This window comes from Novosphingobium sp. AAP1 (assembly GCF_001295765.1).
Lineage (GTDB): Bacteria > Pseudomonadota > Alphaproteobacteria > Sphingomonadales > Sphingomonadaceae > Novosphingobium > Novosphingobium capsulatum.
In genome coordinates this window covers 36,890-54,759 of sequence record NZ_LJHO01000017.1, presented here as the reverse complement: position 1 = coordinate 54,759, position 17,870 = coordinate 36,890, and the positions used below count along the sequence as shown (strand labels likewise).

Genomic DNA, 17,870 nt, shown 5'->3' with positions numbered 1-17,870 from the left:
GAACGCACGATAGGCATCTTCGCCCAGGTAGTTGGCGTATTGGCACTTGGCGAGCGCCGCCTCGGGCGGGAAGATCGCGGGGTTGTCGCGATATTCGGCGTCCATCTGCGCCAGCGCAGCGCCATTGGGCGTGGGATAGCGAATGGTGCGCGAGATATCGGCGCCCGCGTCTGCGCTCAGCAGATAGTTGATGAACGCGTGCGCCGCATCGGGATTGGGCGCGCCGGCGGGAATGCACAGCTGGTCGGACTGCAGGATGCTGCCTTCCTTGGGCACCACGAACGCGAGGTCCTTGTCCTCGCGCATCACCTGGGCGATGTCGCCGTTGTATTCGATCACGATGTCGCAATCGCCAGACAGCAGCAGATCCTGGCCATTGTCGTCATGGAACGTGGCGATGTTGCCCTTCTGGCGGATCAGCAGGTCCTGCACCTTGGCGAGCGTCGCCTTGTCGAACGTATTCATATCGGCGCCGAGGTAGATTTCGGTCAGCCGGCACAGGTCTGCCGCGTCAGACAGCACGGCTATGCGGCCCTTGTATTGCGGCGAATCCAGCACCCATTTCCAGCTGTCGGGCACGCCCTGAATCTTTGACTTGCGATAGCCGATGCCCAGCACCAGCCAGGTATAGGGCATGGCATATTTGCGGCCCGGATCGAACGGCGCATCCTGGAACCGCGGCAGGATATTCTTCATGTTGGGAATCTTGGCATGGTCCAGCGGCATCAGCATGTTGGCCTTGGCCATGCGCTGCACGAAATCGTTGGCCGGCACCACCACGTCATAGCCCGGATTGCCGCCGCGCAGCTTGGCAAACAGCTCGTCGTTGTTGGAATAGAGGCTCATGTTCACGCCGATGCCGCTGGCCTGCTCAAAGCCCGACAGCGTGTGCTTGCCGACGTAGGTATCCCAGTTGTAGAAATTGACCATCTGCGAAGGATGCTTCTTGCACCCCGCCAGCCCGGAAAACGTGATGCCGACCGCTGCCGTGCCCAGGCCGGCCAGGAATCCGCGCCGCGAAGGGGTTGCTTGCATGATTGCCCTCATGGTTGGCCCGGTTGGATTTTCGGGCATTGCTTTTACCCACGATATGTGATCACAGGATACAGGTAAAGCCTTTCATCACGGGGAAACGACAATGGCACGCGATGGCTCACCCAAGGGCATGGCCGGCGGACGGCTGACGCGGCGCGCCTTCGTGCAGACCGGTTCGGCCACGGCCGCCGCCGCGCTGGCCACGCCCGCCGTTGCCGCCCCGGCCAAGCCTGCCTCCCCCACCGCCGCCCTGCCCGTGCATCCTGGCGAACCGGGTGGTTACTATCCGCCGCTGCGCACCGGCCTGCGCGGATCGCACGTTGGCTCGTTCGAAGTGGCCCATGCCCTGCGCGATGGCCAGGCGGTGGGCCAGGCGCTGGCCGGCCCGGCGCACGAAAGCTATGACCTGGTGGTGGTTGGCGGCGGGATCAGCGGGCTGTCCGCAGCGCTGTTCTACCGTGATCGCAACCCGGCCGCGCGCATCCTCATCCTCGAAAACCACGATGATTTCGGCGGCCATGCCAAGCGCAATGAATTTCGCGTGCGCGGCCATACCCTGCTGATGAACGGCGGCACCGCCGGCATCGAAAGCCCCACGCCCTACAGCAAGGTGGCCGATGGCCTGCTGCGCCGCCTGGGGATCGACGTGCCCGCGCTGGCCAAGGCCTATGGCGGCGATACCGAGGTGGAGGAAGGCATGTTTGCCGGGCTCAAGCTGGGCCGCGCCGCCTTCTTCGACAAGGAAAGCTTTGGCAGCGATGCGCTGGTGCGCCTGCCCGATGATGTGCCGCTGGCCGATGCCCTGGCCAAGTCGCCGCTTTCGGCCACCGCGCGCGCCCAGATCGCCGCGCTGGAGGCTGGCGCCACCGATCCGCTCGGCGCCATGGCGATGGACCAGCGCAAGGATTACCTCGCCACCATCAGCTATCGCGACTACCTGATGAAGCATGGCGGCCTGGGCGAAGAAGCCATGCTGTTCTACCAGAACCGCCCGCTCGGCTGGTGGTGCGTGGGCGCGGACGGGATCAGCGCGCTCGATGCCTGGGGCACCAGTTTCTTCCCCGGCTTCAAGGGCCTCAAGCTCGATCCCGGCGGCACGATGCGCATGGGCTATACCCCGCGCGGCTTTGCCAGCACCGGCGGCAGCTATGATTTCCATTTCCCCGATGGCAACGCCACGATCGCCCGCCGCCTGGTCGCCCAGTTGATCCCCGGCTTCATGGCGCCGGGCCTCACCGTCGAACAGTCGATCCTCGCTCCCACCGACTATGCCGCGCTCGACCGGCCAGACAACGCGGTGCGCCTTCGCCTCTCCAGCATCGTCGTCCACGCCGTCAACCGCGCCCAGGCCGGGGCCGACGTGGTCTATTCCCACGCCGGCAAGGTGCACAAGGTGGCCGCGCGCCACGTGGTCATGGCCTGCTACAACATGATCATCCCCTACCTCGTGCCCAGCCTGCCCGCCGCGCAGAAGGAAGCCCTGCACGAACTGGTCAAGGAGCCGCTGGTCTATGTCAGCGTCGCGCTCGACAACTGGCGCGCCTTTGCCAAGGCCGGGCTTTCGGGCATCCAGTTTCCCCAGGCCTGGTTCCAGAACGCCGGGCTGGACAAGGCCGTGCCGATCGGCGGCTATGCCGGCCCCAAATCACCCGACGATCCCATCGTCCTGCACATGACCGGCATTCCCCACCAGCCCGGCCTGCCCGAACACGACCAGAGCCGCGCCGGCCGCATGGAACTGCTCGGCACCGACCTCGCCACCTACGAAACCCGCGTCCGCGACCTCCTCACCCGTGCGCTCGGCCCCTATGGCTTTGACGCAGACAAGGATATCGCCGCGATCACGGTCAACCGCTGGCCACACGGCTATGCCCCGGAATACAACGCCTTGTGGGACAAGCACCAGGACGACGACCCGCAAGCCCCCAACAAGATCGCCCGCCAGCGCTTCGGCGCGATCACCATCGCCAACTCCGACAGCGGCCGCGCCGCCTATACCGACAGCGCCATCGACCAAGCCTGGCGCGCGGTGGGGGAATTGCTGGGATAAAGGGCGACGCGCAAAGCCCCCTCCTCTTCAGAGGAGGGGGTTGGGGGTGGTGCGAGGCGTGGCAAGAGGCTTGAAGAAAAAGGGAAAACGCAAGGGCCATCGCCCCTGCACCCCTTTTGTTGGCGAAGTGCTTGCGGAAGGAGTGGGTCTGAGCCAGCAATATTCAGAACAATCAGCACCTTGACCGAGATTGGGACATTCCCGCCGTTCGCACGCAACATATCGGACGGCGGTTTTTGTCAGGAAATCACGTTCAGGGTTAGTTGGTCGGCATTCCAGAAGGACAGGACTCGGGCCGGCACCGGACTGGCAGCCTTAAGTTTGCGGCCACGGGAGCGCAGGCCTCAGCGGCTGACTCTTAATCAGCGGGCCCTTGGTTCGAGCTCAAGTGCATCCACCAAATTATCTATCAAATACAGGTATGTATACAATTTTAGGGTCACTCCTGCCCGCGCTCGGCGTGGTCGTGGAAGAGCAGTGTAAGAGTTGCCATGCAGGCTTTGCTGGTAATCAGCCAGCCTCGGCGTTATGGTCCGCTGGCAGGGAGAGCATCATGAAGTTCATCGTTGTCGTGAGAGAGATTGGGCGCACCAGCCCTGACTACAGCCTTGAATTTGAAGCACCTGTCCTGCCGTCAATCGGTTCGTATTTGTCGATACACCGCCCCGACAAGGTGTATGGGCACACCGAAGACCTCATCGTGCGTCATATCTGGTGGCGGCTTCACCATCCTGAAACCGGCGGCTTCGGTAACGATCCCGCTAAGATGGGCTCGGTCGTCGATATTCAGGTAGAGTGTGACCAAGCGATTGGACCACATTCGCTCGACCGTTGGCGCTCGACCCTGGAAGCGGCTCGGGAGCGCGGGATAGAGGTTGAGGAATTCAATCTGTCGCGTGTTGCCGTCACTGAAGCGGATTTGAGCAAGGGGACTAGCTGATCTGCTACGGGGTCGAGGTATAGGTCAATTTTTGGCAATGCCGGCTGCGCCGCCATCTTTTTAAAGCGCGCGCGAATTTGCTCGATTTTACCGATCGGCGATCGCTCAGCTCTTCGGCCCTTCCAATACCCTGAACCAATCCCGGATCGCCAGCTTCAGACGGTCAACCTCGTCTTCTGCCAGAACTCCGCAGTGGGCGATCGTTCCCCGCAGCATGTTTAGCGCCGCCATCACCCGCGACACCGCCGACTGATTGCTGAGCATCCCTGCAAAATCGGACCAGTTGGCACGGATTATGTCTCCGAGCTGACCAAAGGTCGTGTAGTCAATATCGTCCTCTGAACGGACGGACACGGCTGCCTGTGCCTCCCGCTCGCGATTCTTTCGTACCTCCTCGAGGACGCCGGGTGGCACGCGAGTGTCCCACCATTTCGCACCGTGCGCCGATTCCATCGTCTCTACGATGAGACGGCGAATGTCGTTCTCAAGAAGGTAGAAAATCTCGTAGTAGCGGGACATGTGAGCAGCGTTCTTGCGGTTTGCTAGATCGAACTGCTTGATGAAGGGTTCGAGCTGCTCGTCGTCTGCCTGACTAAGCCCACGGGACTGGGCGGTATCATACTCGGCCAAAGTAGTCCGGAGCCCCGTCTCTATGACGGCGCACTTGAGGACGAACAGTTCGATCGTGTGGTCATTCATTATAATAGATTCGCTTTGAGGCTGCGGAAGATAGCGTTGTAAACTTCCACGTTTGTAGTCTCAGGCAGAACGACGTTGATGTTATATGCGAGTTGCAGACGGCCATTTCCGCCTCCGCTTTGGTCTGCGGGCCGTGGCGCACCATCGTTATGCTGACCACTGTCGCTCTGCTCTTCGCCACCGGCATCTTCGCGGGCTTGCTTTGCGTAATCCTGAAATGCTTGGAACGTGGTGAGGATATAACGGACGATCCCCTCCTTCTTCGGCAGTCCCGTGATTGCTACGATAACGTCTATGAGCGCGGCTTCATCCGCTTTGTGCGCATATTGGTTCCGCCTGAAAACCTCTGCAAACCCGTTACGAAGCGCCTTAAGTGCGGCGGCCGGTTGGCCTGCGTCCGTCTGGAACTGAGCATATAGTTCGGTCGGCGCGCCCGTCTGATTAAGCAAGCCGGTGGCTTTTAGAATGGGAATGATTGGCCGCGCGGCGCCGCCTGTCGCCCCCATCACGGTCCCCAGGAAGTCAGTAGTGAACGTGCCGGGCTTTTCGGAGGTCGGAATCTTCTCCAACACCCTCTTCAGCACCCCGGGGCTGGAGGTGTAAGGAAGCCCGCCAGGTATCTTGCGACGAGCGGTCTTTTCCGAATTGGCGGCTGAAGCCGCTGCCTCTGCGGGCGCTGCCGCACCCTTCTGTTCAGTTGCCAAGTCAAATCCCCCTAGGACGGCGAGTTTGACTCACAATGATGCGGATCGCAAGTATCAGCCAAATCATCGACGCGTCGAGAACTTGACCGCTAAACTTACAACGCCCTTACACGCAGCGGTTGCGAACCAAGGAAACGGAACCATCAGAATCGCTTGCTTACCGCGAGCCCCAATTCGACATTAGATGCCCGTCATAGCAGCACCCCACGCCCGAGGGCGCAGGGTGCTGGCAGCGTCAAGGCAGAAGGAGGATAGCTGGCCCCGATGTTATGGCCGCGTGTCGGTGGCCTGCCACGCGGTTAAGGTACGCGGCGTCTTCCCGTGTGGGGGCGCCCGTCCACCAACGGTGGAGGAGGAACGTGAGCCCTCGATCGAACCAGCCGACCAAACTCGTGACAAGGGTTATTACGGCGACGATGAGGGTGGCTTGGGGCGCTGTGATCTGTAGCATTACGGATGTCGCCGCCCCAGCTCGCGCTTGGCGACCGCGCTGCTGCGCGAAACATGCCACAGATAAGGTAAGGGCGGACCAGCACCTCCCGGCAACTGATCCGCCCCTGGTGCTTTCGCACCGTATCCCGCGATAGGAATCGAACCTACGACCTCCCCCTTGCGAAAGGGGCGCTCTATCCAGCTGAGCTACATGGGCACGCCGGACCTGAATATGGTGCGGCGTATCGCTTGTTCAAGGGCTCTGCGCCAACAAATGTGCCGAGCACCTGCCGCGGGCCGTGGCGGGGTAGCTTGCCTAGATTGTCTCTTTGCACGGGTCGCGCATGCGAACCCGCGCTAAATCAGTGGAGAAGAACGGGCGGCGGCACCGGGGGCACGACCGCCAGCCCATATGCCTTACAAACGCCCCAGGCCTTGGTCGAAAGCGGTCGGCGCTTCAGCGACGACTTCGCCAAGGTAGCCCAACACGACTGCGATCATCGACACTGGGGCTGACGCACGGACACCAGCCTTGATGTTTTTTGGCGATTAGCGAGCGTCGGCGTAGCGGCGGTTCGTCCGCTTCCGGCGTGAGCTGTCGATCCCAGTGCGTCGTCGGAGCGGCGTATATTGGTCGAAAGCAGCCCTCACCGCCCCTTCTTCGTCACACTCGCGGTAAAGTCCGGGTCCTTGTTCGCCACCCAATCCACGAACTTGCGGATCGGCGGGTGGGCGAGCAGCACGTCGACGTCGAGGCCGGCGCGTTGCAGTTCGGAGTTGGTGAAGTTGGCGATCAGGGTCTGCTGGCAGATGCCGTGCATCGGCACCACGTCGCGCCCGCCGCGGCTTTTGGGCACGGGGTGGTGCCACACGATGGTGGTGCCGGTGGGCCGGCCGCACAGCCAGCAGGGAACGGGCGGCGGGGCTTCGTCTTCGGCCGCTTCTGGTTCGTCGTCCGTCCAGCCGCCGCGCTTGGCGTGTTTTCTTGCCATATTAGGGTTCAAACTCGATTGGCATAGGGTCGTGACGGCGCGCATTTTGGCGCCAGGCGAGGAGCAAGGAGGGAGCGATGGCATTCCATCGTGACCGACGCGCGACGCTGCCTGGCGCCAAAAGGCGCCCGCCGCGAAGCGGTCCCCCATGGAAGCCCGCCGAGCAGCGTCGCTTGCTTGCGCGTAGCAGTGCTACGCGTCTGCGCTGCACTCCTTGTCGGCGGGCTTCCATGGGCGATCACGATCCTATGCCAATCGAGTTTGAACCCTAAAGGTTCAGCCGTTCCCAATCCTGCATCAGATCGGCGCAATCGCCGATATCGCCGGCGATGGCATCGTGCAGCCCCTGCGCATCGCCCTTGGCTATCGCCTTGGCCGCGGCCTGGTGGTGATCGACCATCGCCGCCGTGCCATAGCGGCCATAGACCACGCGCATGAACGGGCCGAATTGCATCCACAGGCTTTCGATCATGCGGTTGGCCAGCGGCATCGGCGCGGCGCCATAGATCAGCGAGTGGAAGCGGAAGTTCGATTCCATGTAGGCGTTCACGTCACCCTCGCCCAGCGCGGCGTCGGTCGCCTCGTCGGCGGCGCGAATGTCGCGCAGGCGCTCGGCGCTGATGTGCGGCAGCGCGGCCACGGCGGCCACCGGTTCGAGCAGGGTGCGCAGGCGCATGATCTCGTCAAAGCGCTCCAGCGTCATCTTGGGCACCATCACCGCGCGCTTGGAGCGGATATCCACCGCCCCTTCGGCGGCGATGCGGCTGAGCGCATCGCGCACCGGCATCTGGCTCACGCCCAGTTGCTGCGCCAGACCGCGCGTGGAAATGCCCACGCCCGGCGCGATCTTGCCAGTGATCAGGCGATAGCGCAGGTCTTCATAGACCTGTTCGCGCAGCGACGACGTCGCTTCGCCCTCGTCAGCCTGGGCCACCGCCACCTTGGCCGCGCGGGCCGCCCGCGCGATGGGCGCCTTGGCCGCTGCCACCTTGGCAGCGCCGGTTTTTGCGGCGGATTTGGCCGCGCTCTTGGCCGCTACCTTGGCCGGGCTTTTGGCCGTGCCGGCGCCGTTTTTCATGCCTGTCTGTTCCAAATGAACCTGTCTGCCGTGATCTTGGGCCATGCCCGTTCAATTGGCTACCGTGATGAACCTTTTGCACGCCAAGGCCAAGGCTTTTCGTTTGACGGCCCGATCGGGCAACCGTATCTGTGATCTTAGAATCCATCAGGACCGTTTCATGACCACCGTTCGCAATCACGACATCGCCACCCTGCGCCAGCTAGACGTGGCGCACCATCTGCCCGCGCAATCCAGCTATGCCCTGCAACAGCAGCTGGGCGGCAGCCGTGTGATCACGCATGCCAGGGGATGCACGATCACCGATGGCGAAGGGCACAGCCTGCTCGATGGCATGGCCGGGTTGTGGTGCGTCAACGTGGGCTATGGCCGCGAGGAACTGGCCGAGGTGGCGCGCGCGCAGATGCTGGAGCTGCCGTTCTACAACACCTTCTTCCGCACCGCCACGCCGCCCCCGATCGAGCTGGCCGCACGCCTGGCCGGCCTGCTCGGCGGCAACCTGCAGCATGTGTTCTTCAACAACAGCGGATCGGAATCCAACGATACGGTGTTCCGCCTGGTGCGCACCTATTGGGCGCTCAAGGGGCAGCCGCAGCGCACCGTGTTCATCAGCCGGCGCAATGCCTATCACGGCTCCACCGTCGCCTCTGCCAGCCTGGGGGGCATGGATTTCATGCACGTGCAGGGCGGCATGCCGATCCCCGGCGTGGAACACGTGATGCAGCCCTATCATTTCGGTGAAGGCTTTGGCGAAGATGCCGAAAGCTTTGCCGCGCGCGCGGCGGCCGCGATCGAGGAGCGCATCCTGGCGGTCGGCCCGGAAAACGTTGCGGCCTTCATTGGCGAACCTGTGCAGGGCGCGGGCGGCGTGATCATTCCCCCACCCACCTATTGGCAACGGGTGGAGGCGATCTGCCGCAAGTATGGCATTCTGCTGGTGTCTGACGAGGTAATCTGCGGCTTTGGCCGGCTGGGTGCCTGGTTCGGCTTCCAGCATTTCGGCTTCACCCCCGATATCGTCTCGATGGCCAAGGGGCTGTCCTCGGGCTACCTGCCGATTTCGGCCACCGGGGTCAGCCGCGAGATCGTCGAGACGCTGCGCGCTTCGGGCGAAGAGTTTACCCATGGCTACACCTATTCCGGCCATCCGGTCTGCGCCGCTGTCGCGCTGCGCAATCTCGATATCATCGAGCGCGAAGACCTGGTGGGCCGCACCGCGCGCGACACGGGCCCCTACCTTGCCGCCGCGCTGGCAGAGCGGCTGGCCCCGCACCCGCTGGTGGGTGAGGCGCGCTCGCTCGGCCTGATCGGCGCGGTGGAGATCGTGGCGGAAAAGGGCACCAACCGTCGCCATGGCAAGGGCGGGCAAGCCGCGCCGATCGTACGCGACCATTGCATCGCGCGCGGGCTGATGGTGCGCGCGGTGCGCGATGCCATCGTGATGAGCCCGCCGCTGGTGATCAGCCATGCCGAGATCGACCAGCTGGTGGATACGATCAAGGCCGCGCTCGACGCCGCGCAAGCGGATCTCGCCACGCTCTGAACCGCAGAACGCCGGCTGCGCTTGCGCTCAGCCGGCCATGCCCAGCACGATGGAGCGCAAGGCCTCCGGTGCATCGGCCATGACGAAATGGCCGCCACCCACCTCGTGGTATTCCCAGGCGGGATCGGCGCGCGCTGCATCGGCAAAGCGGGCAAACGGCGTGGGCTGCCACCCGGTGGCGAAGATATAGCTGCGCTGCGGCACCTTGGCCTCTTCCCCAGTCAGTTGCACCGCTTCAACCAGCGTCAGCAGCGGATGCGGTGTCAGGCGCGGATCGGCAAAACCGGGCAGCGGGGCGATGGCGCCAGGGCTGTGCTTCTGCCCATCGATATAGTGGGCATGCTCCCATTCCCCGGTCAGATCCCACAGCGACTGGCCATCGGCTGGCACGAAGGCATCGACATAGACCAGCGCATCGATCCGCGCGCCCAGCCGCGCCGCCACGCCGGTGATGACCATGCCGCCATAGCTGTGCCCAACCAGCACGAAGCGATCGATGCCGGCCCGCGCCACTTCGCTGGCAACGTGGGCGATATGGTCGCGCAGCGAAATGCCGGGATGAAACCGGGCGGCGTCAGCCCCCAGCCCCGGCAGGTCGACCGCCACCACGCGGTGGCCGGCGGCGCGCAGTTCACCCGCCAGCCGATCATAACACCAGGCGCCGCACCAGGCGCCATGCACCAGTACGTAATCGGTCATGATCAGTGCCTTTCAGGCGGGATGGCGGCGGCGATAGTCCTCGATCCATTCCACGGTCTTGGCGAGGCCACCGAACGGATAGAAATGCAGCCGCACGCGGCCATGCTGCGGCCCCAGGCCACTGGCAAAGGCATCGACCAGCTTGTCCGGCCCGGCGCTGCCGAGCAGATTGCCCAGCGAAATGCCGTACTTCTTCATCACGCTGGCCGAGGCACCCACGCCACAGCGGGCGGCAAAGCCCAGCAGGCGCTTGATCCCGGCCGGGCCCGGCACGCCGATCCGCACCGGCGCATCGATGCCACGCGCGCGCAGCTTTTCCAGCCAGACTAGGAAGGAATCGGCATCAAACCCGAACTGGGTGACGATCAGCGGCGCCATGCCGCGCGCGGTGATTTCGGCCACCTTCTTGTCCAGCACGGCCCAGCATTCCGCCTCGGTCATGTTGGGGTGGCCATCGGGGTGGCCGCCGATGCCGATCGCGGTGATCCCGGCGCGTTCGAACGCGCCGGTGGCGATCAGCGCAGAGCTGTCGAAAAACGGCCCCTGCGGCTCTGCCGGGTCACCGGCCACGATGAAGCAGCGGCGCACGCCAGCCTGTTCCACCACGGCCTTCAGATAGGCTTCGAATTCGGGCACATCGATGATCCGCCGCGCCGAAAAATGCGGCATCGGTTCAAAGCCCAGCTCGCGCACGGCCACGGTGGCGGCAATGCGGGCCTGGGCTTCCTCGCCCGGCAGATAGGTGACGGCAACGGGCGTTTCAGGGGGGATCAGAGGCGCCGCCTCGCGCAGGGACGCAATGTCCTTGGCGGTCATTTCCAGCGAATACCCATCGGTAATCCCGGCGGGTTCCTTGTCCCAATTGGGATGAATCTGTGCGTATGCCATCCTCTGATCCCTCGCCCATTCGTGTTGTTATGCTTGGGGTAGTGCCCCTCCCCGCCAAGCGGCAGGGAGAGAGCGGTGACGAGGTCCGGTCGCCATTGTGGCCAGACCGAGCCGAGAATGGTGCTGTTTCGCGAGCCGGAGCGCAGCGTACTTTAGGTACGTGAGCACCGGAAGCGCGAAACAGTGCCGTTCGCAGGCCGGTATGGGCGCAATGGCGGCTGGGCCTCAGCGACCGGTGCGCCAGCCTTCGGCGTAGGCTTCGCGGGCCACGCGGCTGTACGGCACGGGCGATACGATCGCGCGCACTTCCAGCTGCTTGTGCGGTTCAACGGTGGTCTTCTTGGTGCCGCCGTTTTCTTCGCCCCACACCACGCGCACTTCGGTGCCGACCGGGATTTCCGGATCGATCGTGGCGAGGCTCAGCGCCTGCTTTTCGTTGTAGGAATAGCCGGTGAACATCGACAGGCCCACGGTCTTGCCGCCGGCATCGACCACGCGGTCATAGTTCGACGAGGCATAGTTGGCGAGCGGCACGTCGAAGAACTTGTACTGGTCACCATCGGGGTTGAACAGCGAAGCCATGATCTTGGCCATGTCTTCCGGGTGCCACGCCAGCGTGACCTTCTTGCGCTGGTCGGCCGGGTTCAGCGCCTGCAGCGCTTCACGCCCATGGAACTCATGGTCGAACTTCACGAACGAGCCATAGCCCAGTTCCCACGGGTTGAGGTAATAGTCCTCGATGTTGTCCGACACGAACGAACCGCCGATGGAGCCGGTGGCTTCATAGCTGTCGGCACCCAGCCATTCGCGGAAACCCTTGAGCTTTTCGCCGGTGTAGATCGCGGGCAGCGGCGAGGGAATCCAGCCCGATTCCAGCGTGTTCGACGGATAGGCGCGGCTGCCGCACGCGATCAGGCCGAATTCCTTGCCGGCTTCGAGAATGGCGGCGCGGATTTCGTCCTGCTCTTCATAGGGGCCCCAGATTTCCAGGCCCGGCGCGCCCGACATGCCGTGGCGCAGCGTGCGCACGGTCTTGCCGGCGATGTTCATCGTGCTCATGTTGAAGAACTTGAGCTGTTCCAGCGGGCCGCCGTGCAGCTTTTCGATCACGGCCCAGGCATTGGGGCCCTGGATCTGGAAGCGCCATTCCTTGCGCTTGGCCGGCTTGCCCATCAGACGCATCGGCGAGCGGTCGTCCAGCTCGATTTCCACGTCATAGCCACCGGTGGCGGCGTGATAGCGCAGCCAGTTCGAAGCCGGCGCGCGGCCGACATAGGTGAAGCTTTCTTCTTCTTCCCAGAAGATGATGCCGTCGCCGATCACGTGGCCATAGGGGGTGGTGGGCACATACTGCTTGGCCTTGTTCACCGCCCAGCCCTTGGGGCTGTTGATCATGGTGTCGGACAGCAGCTTGAGCGCGTCCTTGCCGCGAATGTAGAGGTTCACCATGTGGTGCGACTGGTCGAACAGCACCGCCGAGTGCTGCCAGGCCCACTGTTCCGAACGCCAGTTGGAAAATTCCGGTGCCACCACCGGATAGACATAGGCACCCAGCTGCGAGTTGCGCAGCATGCCGACGATGTCGCCATTTTGCTGCAGCAGCTGGTCAAGGTTGGTCGCGGCCATGCAATCTTCTCCCGACTAAAAATGCTTGGTTGAAATTTGTATGCAACACATACAATATCAAATCAGATTCGCAATGGCAAAATCGACAGGCCGGCGCGAGACAACGACGGGAGAGACACTGACCATGGCCGCACCGCTGATTCTCACCATTTCCTGCACCGACGTGCCGGGGATCGTTGCCCGCGTATCGGGCACCCTGTTCGAACAGGGCGCCAACGTGCTGGAGGCGCAGCAGTTCGACGACCTTGAATCCGGGCGCTTTTTCATGCGTGTGGTGTTCGATCCGGGCGAAAAGAGCGCGCAAATGCTGCGCGATGCCCTCACCCCGGTGGCGGAGCAATATGGCATGGACTGGAACCTGCGCGACACCGCGCAAAAGCGCCGCGTGGTGATGATGGTGTCCAAGTTCGACCACTGCCTGGGCGATCTGCTCTATCGCGCGCGAATCGGTGAACTGCCGATGGAAGTGGTCGCCATCCTGGGCAACCATCCCAAGGAAGCGCTGTCGATCTCGCTGATCGGCGACATCCCCTATTACCACCTGCCGATCACCAAGGACACCAAGCCGCAGCAGGAAGCGGAAGTGAAGCGCATCGTCACCGAAACCGGCGCCGAGCTGGTCGTGCTGGCCCGCTACATGCAGATCCTCTCGGATGACCTGGCCAGGTTCCTGTCGGGCCGCTGCATCAACATCCACCACTCGTTCCTGCCCAGCTTCAAGGGCGCCAAGCCCTATCACCAGGCCCACGCGCGCGGCGTGAAGATGATCGGCGCGACCGGGCATTATGTGACGGCAGACCTCGACGAAGGCCCGATCATCCATCAGGATGTGGAAACCGTGACTCATGCCGATCGGCCAGATGATCTGGTGCGCAAGGGCCGCGATATCGAACGCCGCGTGCTGGCCGAAGCCGTGCGGCTGCACCTGGAAGACCGCGCGCTGCTCAACGGCAACAAGACGGTCGTGTTCAAAAGCTGACGGGAAAGGAAGCAAGATGCAGGTCAACGCCCTCGATCATGTGAACATCATCACCGACCGTCTGGGCGAAACCTGCGCTTTCTATGTCGCGCTGCTCGGGCTTGAGCAGCGCGACGCGCCCCCGCCCTTGACCCCGAAAAACGCGCAGTGGCTCTATGACAAGGGCGGGCGGGCCGTGCTGCACATCAACAGCACCGATTGCCCGCGCACCTATGACCGCGCGGTGGAGCCGGGCCGGGTGACCGGCGCGATCCACCATGTCGCGCTCAACTGTTCCGGGCATGACACCGTCAGCGCGCGGATCGCGGCCATGGGCCTGGAGGCCAAGACCAACTTCGTCGCGGCGATCGGCCTGCGCCAGATTTTCGTGGCCGATCCCAACAACGTGCTGCTGGAATTGAACTTCTTCGCCGATTAATCCTCCCCGACACGGGGAGGGGGACCAGCCGCAGGCTGGTGGAGGGGCGTTTCTACCTTGAACGCCGCTTCAGTGGCCAATCCCCACCACCACGCTTCGCGCGGTCCCCCTCCCCGATACGGGGAGGATCAGATCGCCGCTTCGAGCGCGTCGGCCAGGGCCTCTGGCATCGACAGGTAGGGGCTGTGGTCCGCCTCCAGCGTGATGACCTGCGCACCGGGCGACATGGCGATCATGCGGCGCTGGCTGTCGATCGGGATCGTGCGATCCTGCGTGCATTCCACATAAGTGCGCGGCTTGCTGCCCCAACGCTCGGGCGTGACGACGATCTTCTGCCGGCGGGGCTCGCTTGGCTCGGCCATCAGGCGGGGCAGCACGGCGGCCACCGCGTCAGGCGGGGAAAGCTGGGCAAACACATCGCCTGCCCCGTCGAGTGGATCGATCACCGTGGCAATGCTGCCATGCAGGGGCTTGATGATCGCCTCGAACGGCGCATTGGGGCCAACGATCTCCTTGAATTCCGCGCGCGACAGGCCAGCGGGCAGCATCATCGCGCAGATATAGGCCAGGCTATCCATCGCCTCGGGATGGCGTTCGGCCGCCGTGCTCACCACCAGGCCGCCACGGCTGTGCCCGCCCAGAACCACCGGCGCGCCACCCAGCCGGGCCTTGAGATCGGCGCAATGCTGCGCGGCAAAATCGCCCCAGTCCTCCAGTGTCACCGCCGCCATTTCCTCGGCGGTGCCCCCCATGCCGGGCAGCGTCGGCGCCACCACGGTATGCCCGCGCGCGGCGAGGATCGCGGCCACGGTGTCAAAGCACCAGCCACCGTGCCACGAACCATGGATCAGAACGAAACCGGCCATTTTCCTGCAATCCTCTTTTAACGCGCGTGCCCGGTCCAGGTGCGCAGGCCGGGCGCGGTGCGATCCTCGCCCGCCAGCGCAGCGGCCACGGCGGGCCGTGCGGTCATGCGATCGCGCCAGGCCACCAGGCGCGGCGCGCGCACGGCGATATCCAGTTCGGGGAACATCCGCTCCACCATCATCCCGCAATGGGCATAAAAGTTGATGTCGGCAAGGGTATAGCTATCCCCGGCGAGCCAGGCGGTTTCGCCCAGTTGGCGTTCCACCTTGTCCACCGCATAAGTGATCTTGTCCAGGGCATGGGCCAGGTCGCTTTCGGAAAAGCCCGATCGCGCCGTGGCCCATTTCTTGCGCTGGTCGGGCAGCGGGATATTTTCCAGCAGCTTTTCGAATTCACCATTCTCGATGTTGCGCGCGATGATCCCGACCATGCGGTGCCAGCCATGCATCGACACGTGGTTCATCACATGCTCGTCAACGAACTTGTTCCAATAGCGCATCCGCGCCGCGCCCACGGGGTCGCGCGGGCGCAGCGGGCCATCGGCCGGCTGGGCATCGGGAAAGGCATCTTCCAGGTATTCGTTGATCACGGTGGTGTGCGTGATGATCGTGCCATCGTGATCGAGCACGGGCACCTGTCCTTCGGGATTGATTGCGGTGAACCACGGCTGGTGCTGTTCGAACTTGTGCAGATCGACATAGCGACTGGTATAGCCCAGACCCTTTTCCTTGAGCGGAATCATCGATTTGAGCGAGTTCGCCACGGGTTCGGCGTGGTAATAGGTCAAGGCCATGGTCGCACTCCGTTACAGCGACAGGGTTCCCAGGATGCCGCCATCCACCGCCCAGCTTTGCGCGGTGACATGGGCTGCGGCATCCGACAGCAGAAAGGCAGCGACCTGCGCCAGTTCATCGGCACTGCCGGTGCGGCCCTGCGGCACGCGGGCGGCCATCGCCGTCGCGGCATCGGGTGGCAGGGCATCGAGCATCGGGGTTTCGATGAAGCCGGGCACCACGCAATTGCAGCGCACGCCGAACGGCGCCAGTTCCAGCGCGACCGCGCGCGACAGGCCCAGCACCGCGTGCTTTGACGCGACATAGCCCGCGTTCATCGCCATGCCGCGCTCGCTCGCCAGGCTGCCGGTCACCAGGATCGCGCCGCGCCGGCGCTGCTTCATCGCTGGAACGACATGGGCAATAGCGTGGAACACCGCCGTGACATTGACCGCCATGACCGCCGCAAACGCCGCGTCGCCATAGTCTTCCACTGCGGCAAACGTGCCGCCGATACCGGCGTTGCAGAACAGGCCGTCGATGGCGCCGCGCGCAGCCACACCCGCGTCCAGCGCCGCCAGCAATTGCGGCTTGTCAGCCACGTCTGCCACTGCCCATCCGGCCGCGCCGCCCAATTCTGCCACCGCCTCTTCCAGCAAGGCGGCGCGCCTGGCAATCAGGGTTACCGTGCCGCCGCCGGCCACCACGCGCTGCGACGTCGCGCGGCCGATCCCGCTGGAAGCCCCGGTGATCACCACATGGCGGCCGGCGAAATCCGTCATGCCCGCCCGCCTGCGATGAACGCGGCCCAGACCTGCGCCTCGGGCCGGTCAGACCCTTCTGGCGTCCATTGCCGGGCCATCAGCGCGCGCGCCTGCCCCTCGCCCATGCCGGCCACCGCGCGGTGCCAGCGATAGAAGAACGCCGCCACCCGCCAATTCATGATGCAATGCACGTGCACCGGGCGCGGCGCTGCATCCAGTGCTGCGCAGAACGCGGCGAAATGCCCGTCATCGGGCGCATCGAACGGCACGGGGATATGGGTATAGCCGATGCCCGCCGTCGCCAGCCGCGCGCCCTCTTCGGGCAGGGCCTCTGGGTGGGTTTCCAGCGCCAGGTTGATCACATGGGCCACGCCCAGCCCGGCTAGCCGCGCCACGTCGCGCGGCTCCAGCCGGCCCGACGTGGTGACATCGGCCCCCAGCCGCTGCCACGCGCGGATGTCGGCCGGATCGGAGGTCATTCCAGGCCCAGCAACCGCACGGCGTTGTCCTTCATGATGCCCGGCAGCACGTCGTCGCGAAAGCCGACCTGGCGCGCGGCGTCGAGCCACTTGTCGGGCCGGATCAGCGGGAAATCGCTGCCGAACAGCATCTTCTTGCGCAGCTGGGTATTGGCATACTGGATGATCTGCGGCTGGAAATACTTGGGACTCCAGCCCGACAGGTCGATGAACACGTTGTCCTTGTGCAGCGCCATCGACAGGCTTTCATCCACCCACGGCCACGAGGGGTGCGCCAGGATGATCTTCATGTCGGGGAAATCCACCGCCACATCATCGACCAGCATCGGCTGCCCGTATTTCAGACGGATGCCCCCGCCGCCGCGCATCCCGGTGCCCATGCCGGAATGCCCGGTGTGGAAGATCGCCGGCAGCTTGTAGTGGTTGATCACCTCGTAGATGGCATAGCCAACCTGCTCGGCCGGATGGATGTTCTGGCAGATATGGTGGAACTTGAAGCCCTTGACGCCATAGTTCTCGATCAGGTCCCGCGCTTCTCGCGCGCCGTACTTGCCCTTGTGCGGATCGATCGAGGCAAAGGGGATGCACACGTCATCGTTCTGCGCGGCAAATTCGGCGATTTCATAGTTCGACACGCGCTTGGCGCCGATGCCGCTCTCGCAGTCCACCGTGAACAGGCAGAACGCAATGTTCTGGTCGCGATAGATCTGCGCGATCTCAGGCATCTTGGGCCGCTCGCGCGGCGCCTTGAAATAGCTCGATGCCGCATCGAAAAACTTGCCCATCACCGGATCTTCGGGATCGTGGCACGAAACTTCGGCATGCACGTGCACGTCGATGGCGGTGATCTTGGACAGGTCTATGGGCATCAATGCAGTCCTTGCGATGTGCGCCTCATCTTTCG

The 17,870-nt window shown here is 63.9% G+C and carries 18 protein-coding genes and 1 tRNA gene; 5 read left to right on the top strand and 14 right to left on the bottom strand.

The window, feature by feature from the left end; translation table 11 throughout:
- Nucleotides 1-1,035: PotD/PotF family extracellular solute-binding protein (locus tag IP65_RS18870; RefSeq protein WP_082350258.1), on the bottom strand; the 1,035-nt coding region annotated here is incomplete at its 3' end.
- A 103-nt stretch (nucleotides 1,036-1,138) separates the two neighbouring features.
- Here IP65_RS18870 and IP65_RS18865 point away from each other — a divergent pair.
- Nucleotides 1,139-3,085: an NAD(P)-binding protein gene (locus tag IP65_RS18865; protein ID WP_054132656.1), complete on the top strand. Its 1,947-nt coding sequence runs from the start codon at nucleotides 1,139-1,141 to the stop codon at nucleotides 3,083-3,085.
- 553 nt (nucleotides 3,086-3,638) lie between these two features.
- Nucleotides 3,639-4,025, top strand: a complete 387-nt coding sequence (locus IP65_RS18860; RefSeq protein ID WP_054132655.1) for a hypothetical protein — start codon at nucleotides 3,639-3,641, stop codon at nucleotides 4,023-4,025.
- A gap of 105 nt (nucleotides 4,026-4,130) precedes the next feature.
- Here the strand turns inward: IP65_RS18860 and IP65_RS18855 are convergent, their stop codons facing one another.
- The 5 genes from IP65_RS18855 to IP65_RS18835 all read right to left on the bottom strand — a co-directional run bounded on the left by IP65_RS18855 (nucleotide 4,131) and on the right by IP65_RS18835 (nucleotide 7,930).
- Nucleotides 4,131-4,724 carry a Swt1 family HEPN domain-containing protein gene (locus IP65_RS18855; protein WP_054132654.1) on the bottom strand — a complete coding sequence of 198 codons (594 nt, stop codon included), beginning with the start codon at nucleotides 4,722-4,724 and terminating at the stop codon, nucleotides 4,131-4,133.
- Entirely contained in the window at nucleotides 4,724-5,428 is a 705-nt protein-coding gene (locus IP65_RS18850) for a DUF5343 domain-containing protein (RefSeq protein ID WP_156306742.1), read from the bottom strand. The genes IP65_RS18855 and IP65_RS18850 overlap by 1 nt, the downstream gene beginning before the upstream one ends.
- 574 nt (nucleotides 5,429-6,002) lie before the next feature.
- Nucleotides 6,003-6,077 (bottom strand) — tRNA-Ala (locus tag IP65_RS18845).
- A 430-nt stretch (nucleotides 6,078-6,507) separates the two neighbouring features.
- A complete protein-coding gene (locus tag IP65_RS18840; protein ID WP_022677635.1) occupies nucleotides 6,508-6,852 on the bottom strand; it encodes a hypothetical protein in 345 nt (114 codons plus the stop codon).
- A gap of 268 nt (nucleotides 6,853-7,120) precedes the next feature.
- Nucleotides 7,121-7,930, bottom strand: a complete 810-nt coding sequence (locus IP65_RS18835) for a GntR family transcriptional regulator (protein ID WP_082350257.1) — start codon at nucleotides 7,928-7,930, stop codon at nucleotides 7,121-7,123.
- A 160-nt stretch (nucleotides 7,931-8,090) separates the two neighbouring features.
- On the opposite strand from IP65_RS18835, the gene IP65_RS18830 reads away from it, so the two are divergent.
- Nucleotides 8,091-9,473 (top strand): aminotransferase, encoded by a 1,383-nt coding sequence (locus IP65_RS18830; protein ID WP_054132652.1) that lies wholly within the window; start codon nucleotides 8,091-8,093, stop codon nucleotides 9,471-9,473.
- Between the two features lie 27 nt (nucleotides 9,474-9,500).
- Here IP65_RS18830 and IP65_RS18825 read toward each other — a convergent pair whose 3' ends face one another.
- The 3 genes from IP65_RS18825 to IP65_RS18815 all read right to left on the bottom strand — a co-directional run bounded on the left by IP65_RS18825 (nucleotide 9,501) and on the right by IP65_RS18815 (nucleotide 12,686).
- Nucleotides 9,501-10,172 carry an alpha/beta fold hydrolase gene (locus IP65_RS18825; protein WP_054132651.1) on the bottom strand — a complete coding sequence of 224 codons (672 nt, stop codon included), beginning with the start codon at nucleotides 10,170-10,172 and terminating at the stop codon, nucleotides 9,501-9,503.
- A gap of 12 nt (nucleotides 10,173-10,184) precedes the next feature.
- Entirely contained in the window at nucleotides 10,185-11,060 is an 876-nt protein-coding gene (locus IP65_RS18820) for a methylenetetrahydrofolate reductase (RefSeq protein WP_054132650.1), read from the bottom strand.
- Between the two features lie 225 nt (nucleotides 11,061-11,285).
- Nucleotides 11,286-12,686, bottom strand: a complete 1,401-nt coding sequence (locus IP65_RS18815) for an aminomethyltransferase family protein (protein WP_054132649.1) — start codon at nucleotides 12,684-12,686, stop codon at nucleotides 11,286-11,288.
- Between the two features lie 124 nt (nucleotides 12,687-12,810).
- Here IP65_RS18815 and purU point away from each other — a divergent pair, with 124 nt between their 5' ends.
- Together purU and IP65_RS18805 are read left to right on the top strand one after the other, a co-directional pair.
- Nucleotides 12,811-13,665 (top strand): formyltetrahydrofolate deformylase, encoded by an 855-nt coding sequence (purU, locus tag IP65_RS18810; protein ID WP_054132648.1) that lies wholly within the window; start codon nucleotides 12,811-12,813, stop codon nucleotides 13,663-13,665.
- A 16-nt stretch (nucleotides 13,666-13,681) separates the two neighbouring features.
- A complete protein-coding gene (locus IP65_RS18805) occupies nucleotides 13,682-14,083 on the top strand; it encodes a VOC family protein (RefSeq protein ID WP_022677627.1) in 402 nt (133 codons plus the stop codon).
- Nucleotides 14,084-14,211: 128 nt separating this feature from the next.
- Here the strand turns inward: IP65_RS18805 and IP65_RS18800 are convergent, their stop codons facing one another.
- From IP65_RS18800 to IP65_RS18780, 5 genes are read right to left on the bottom strand one after another with little or no spacing between them, the layout of a single operon-like run.
- Nucleotides 14,212-14,949: an alpha/beta fold hydrolase gene (locus IP65_RS18800; RefSeq protein ID WP_022677626.1), complete on the bottom strand. Its 738-nt coding sequence runs from the start codon at nucleotides 14,947-14,949 to the stop codon at nucleotides 14,212-14,214.
- Nucleotides 14,950-14,966: 17 nt separating this feature from the next.
- The gene (locus IP65_RS18795) at nucleotides 14,967-15,743 is read right to left on the bottom strand and encodes a glutathione S-transferase family protein (protein WP_054132647.1); all 777 of its coding nucleotides are present in this window, start codon (nucleotides 15,741-15,743) and stop codon (nucleotides 14,967-14,969) included.
- A 12-nt stretch (nucleotides 15,744-15,755) separates the two neighbouring features.
- The gene (locus tag IP65_RS18790) at nucleotides 15,756-16,505 is read right to left on the bottom strand and encodes an SDR family NAD(P)-dependent oxidoreductase (RefSeq protein ID WP_054132646.1); all 750 of its coding nucleotides are present in this window, start codon (nucleotides 16,503-16,505) and stop codon (nucleotides 15,756-15,758) included.
- Nucleotides 16,502-16,966, bottom strand: coding sequence for a beta-lactamase hydrolase domain-containing protein (locus IP65_RS18785; RefSeq protein ID WP_022677624.1), 465 nt, complete (start codon nucleotides 16,964-16,966; stop codon nucleotides 16,502-16,504). The genes IP65_RS18790 and IP65_RS18785 overlap by 4 nt, the downstream gene beginning before the upstream one ends.
- Complete coding sequence (locus IP65_RS18780) at nucleotides 16,963-17,835, bottom strand: amidohydrolase family protein (protein ID WP_022677623.1); 873 nt, start codon at nucleotides 17,833-17,835, stop codon at nucleotides 16,963-16,965. The genes IP65_RS18785 and IP65_RS18780 overlap by 4 nt, the downstream gene beginning before the upstream one ends.
- Nucleotides 17,836-17,870 lie beyond the last annotated feature (35 nt).

What these genes read in the sequence shown, in the direction of transcription:
- IP65_RS18795 (WP_054132647.1), bottom strand. Translation starts at nt 15,743, where the DNA reads ATGGCCTTGACCTATTACCACGCCGAACCCGTGGCGAACTCGCTCAAA.
- IP65_RS18805 (WP_022677627.1), top strand. Translation starts at nt 13,682, where the DNA reads ATGCAGGTCAACGCCCTCGATCATGTGAACATCATCACCGACCGTCTG.
- IP65_RS18780 (WP_022677623.1), bottom strand. Translation starts at nt 17,835, where the DNA reads ATGCCCATAGACCTGTCCAAGATCACCGCCATCGACGTGCACGTGCAT.
- IP65_RS18790 (WP_054132646.1), bottom strand. Translation starts at nt 16,505, where the DNA reads ATGACGGATTTCGCCGGCCGCCATGTGGTGATCACCGGGGCTTCCAGC.
- IP65_RS18830 (WP_054132652.1), top strand. Translation starts at nt 8,091, where the DNA reads ATGACCACCGTTCGCAATCACGACATCGCCACCCTGCGCCAGCTAGAC.
- IP65_RS18825 (WP_054132651.1), bottom strand. Translation starts at nt 10,172, where the DNA reads ATGACCGATTACGTACTGGTGCATGGCGCCTGGTGCGGCGCCTGGTGT.
- IP65_RS18820 (WP_054132650.1), bottom strand. Translation starts at nt 11,060, where the DNA reads ATGGCATACGCACAGATTCATCCCAATTGGGACAAGGAACCCGCCGGG.
- IP65_RS18860 (WP_054132655.1), top strand. Translation starts at nt 3,639, where the DNA reads ATGAAGTTCATCGTTGTCGTGAGAGAGATTGGGCGCACCAGCCCTGAC.
- purU (WP_054132648.1), top strand. Translation starts at nt 12,811, where the DNA reads ATGGCCGCACCGCTGATTCTCACCATTTCCTGCACCGACGTGCCGGGG.
- IP65_RS18815 (WP_054132649.1), bottom strand. Translation starts at nt 12,686, where the DNA reads ATGGCCGCGACCAACCTTGACCAGCTGCTGCAGCAAAATGGCGACATC.
- IP65_RS18835 (WP_082350257.1), bottom strand. Translation starts at nt 7,930, where the DNA reads ATGAAAAACGGCGCCGGCACGGCCAAAAGCCCGGCCAAGGTAGCGGCC.
- IP65_RS18785 (WP_022677624.1), bottom strand. Translation starts at nt 16,966, where the DNA reads ATGACCTCCGATCCGGCCGACATCCGCGCGTGGCAGCGGCTGGGGGCC.
- IP65_RS18800 (WP_022677626.1), bottom strand. Translation starts at nt 14,949, where the DNA reads ATGGCCGGTTTCGTTCTGATCCATGGTTCGTGGCACGGTGGCTGGTGC.
- IP65_RS18840 (WP_022677635.1), bottom strand. Translation starts at nt 6,852, where the DNA reads ATGGCAAGAAAACACGCCAAGCGCGGCGGCTGGACGGACGACGAACCA.
- IP65_RS18855 (WP_054132654.1), bottom strand. Translation starts at nt 4,724, where the DNA reads ATGAATGACCACACGATCGAACTGTTCGTCCTCAAGTGCGCCGTCATA.
- IP65_RS18865 (WP_054132656.1), top strand. Translation starts at nt 1,139, where the DNA reads ATGGCACGCGATGGCTCACCCAAGGGCATGGCCGGCGGACGGCTGACG.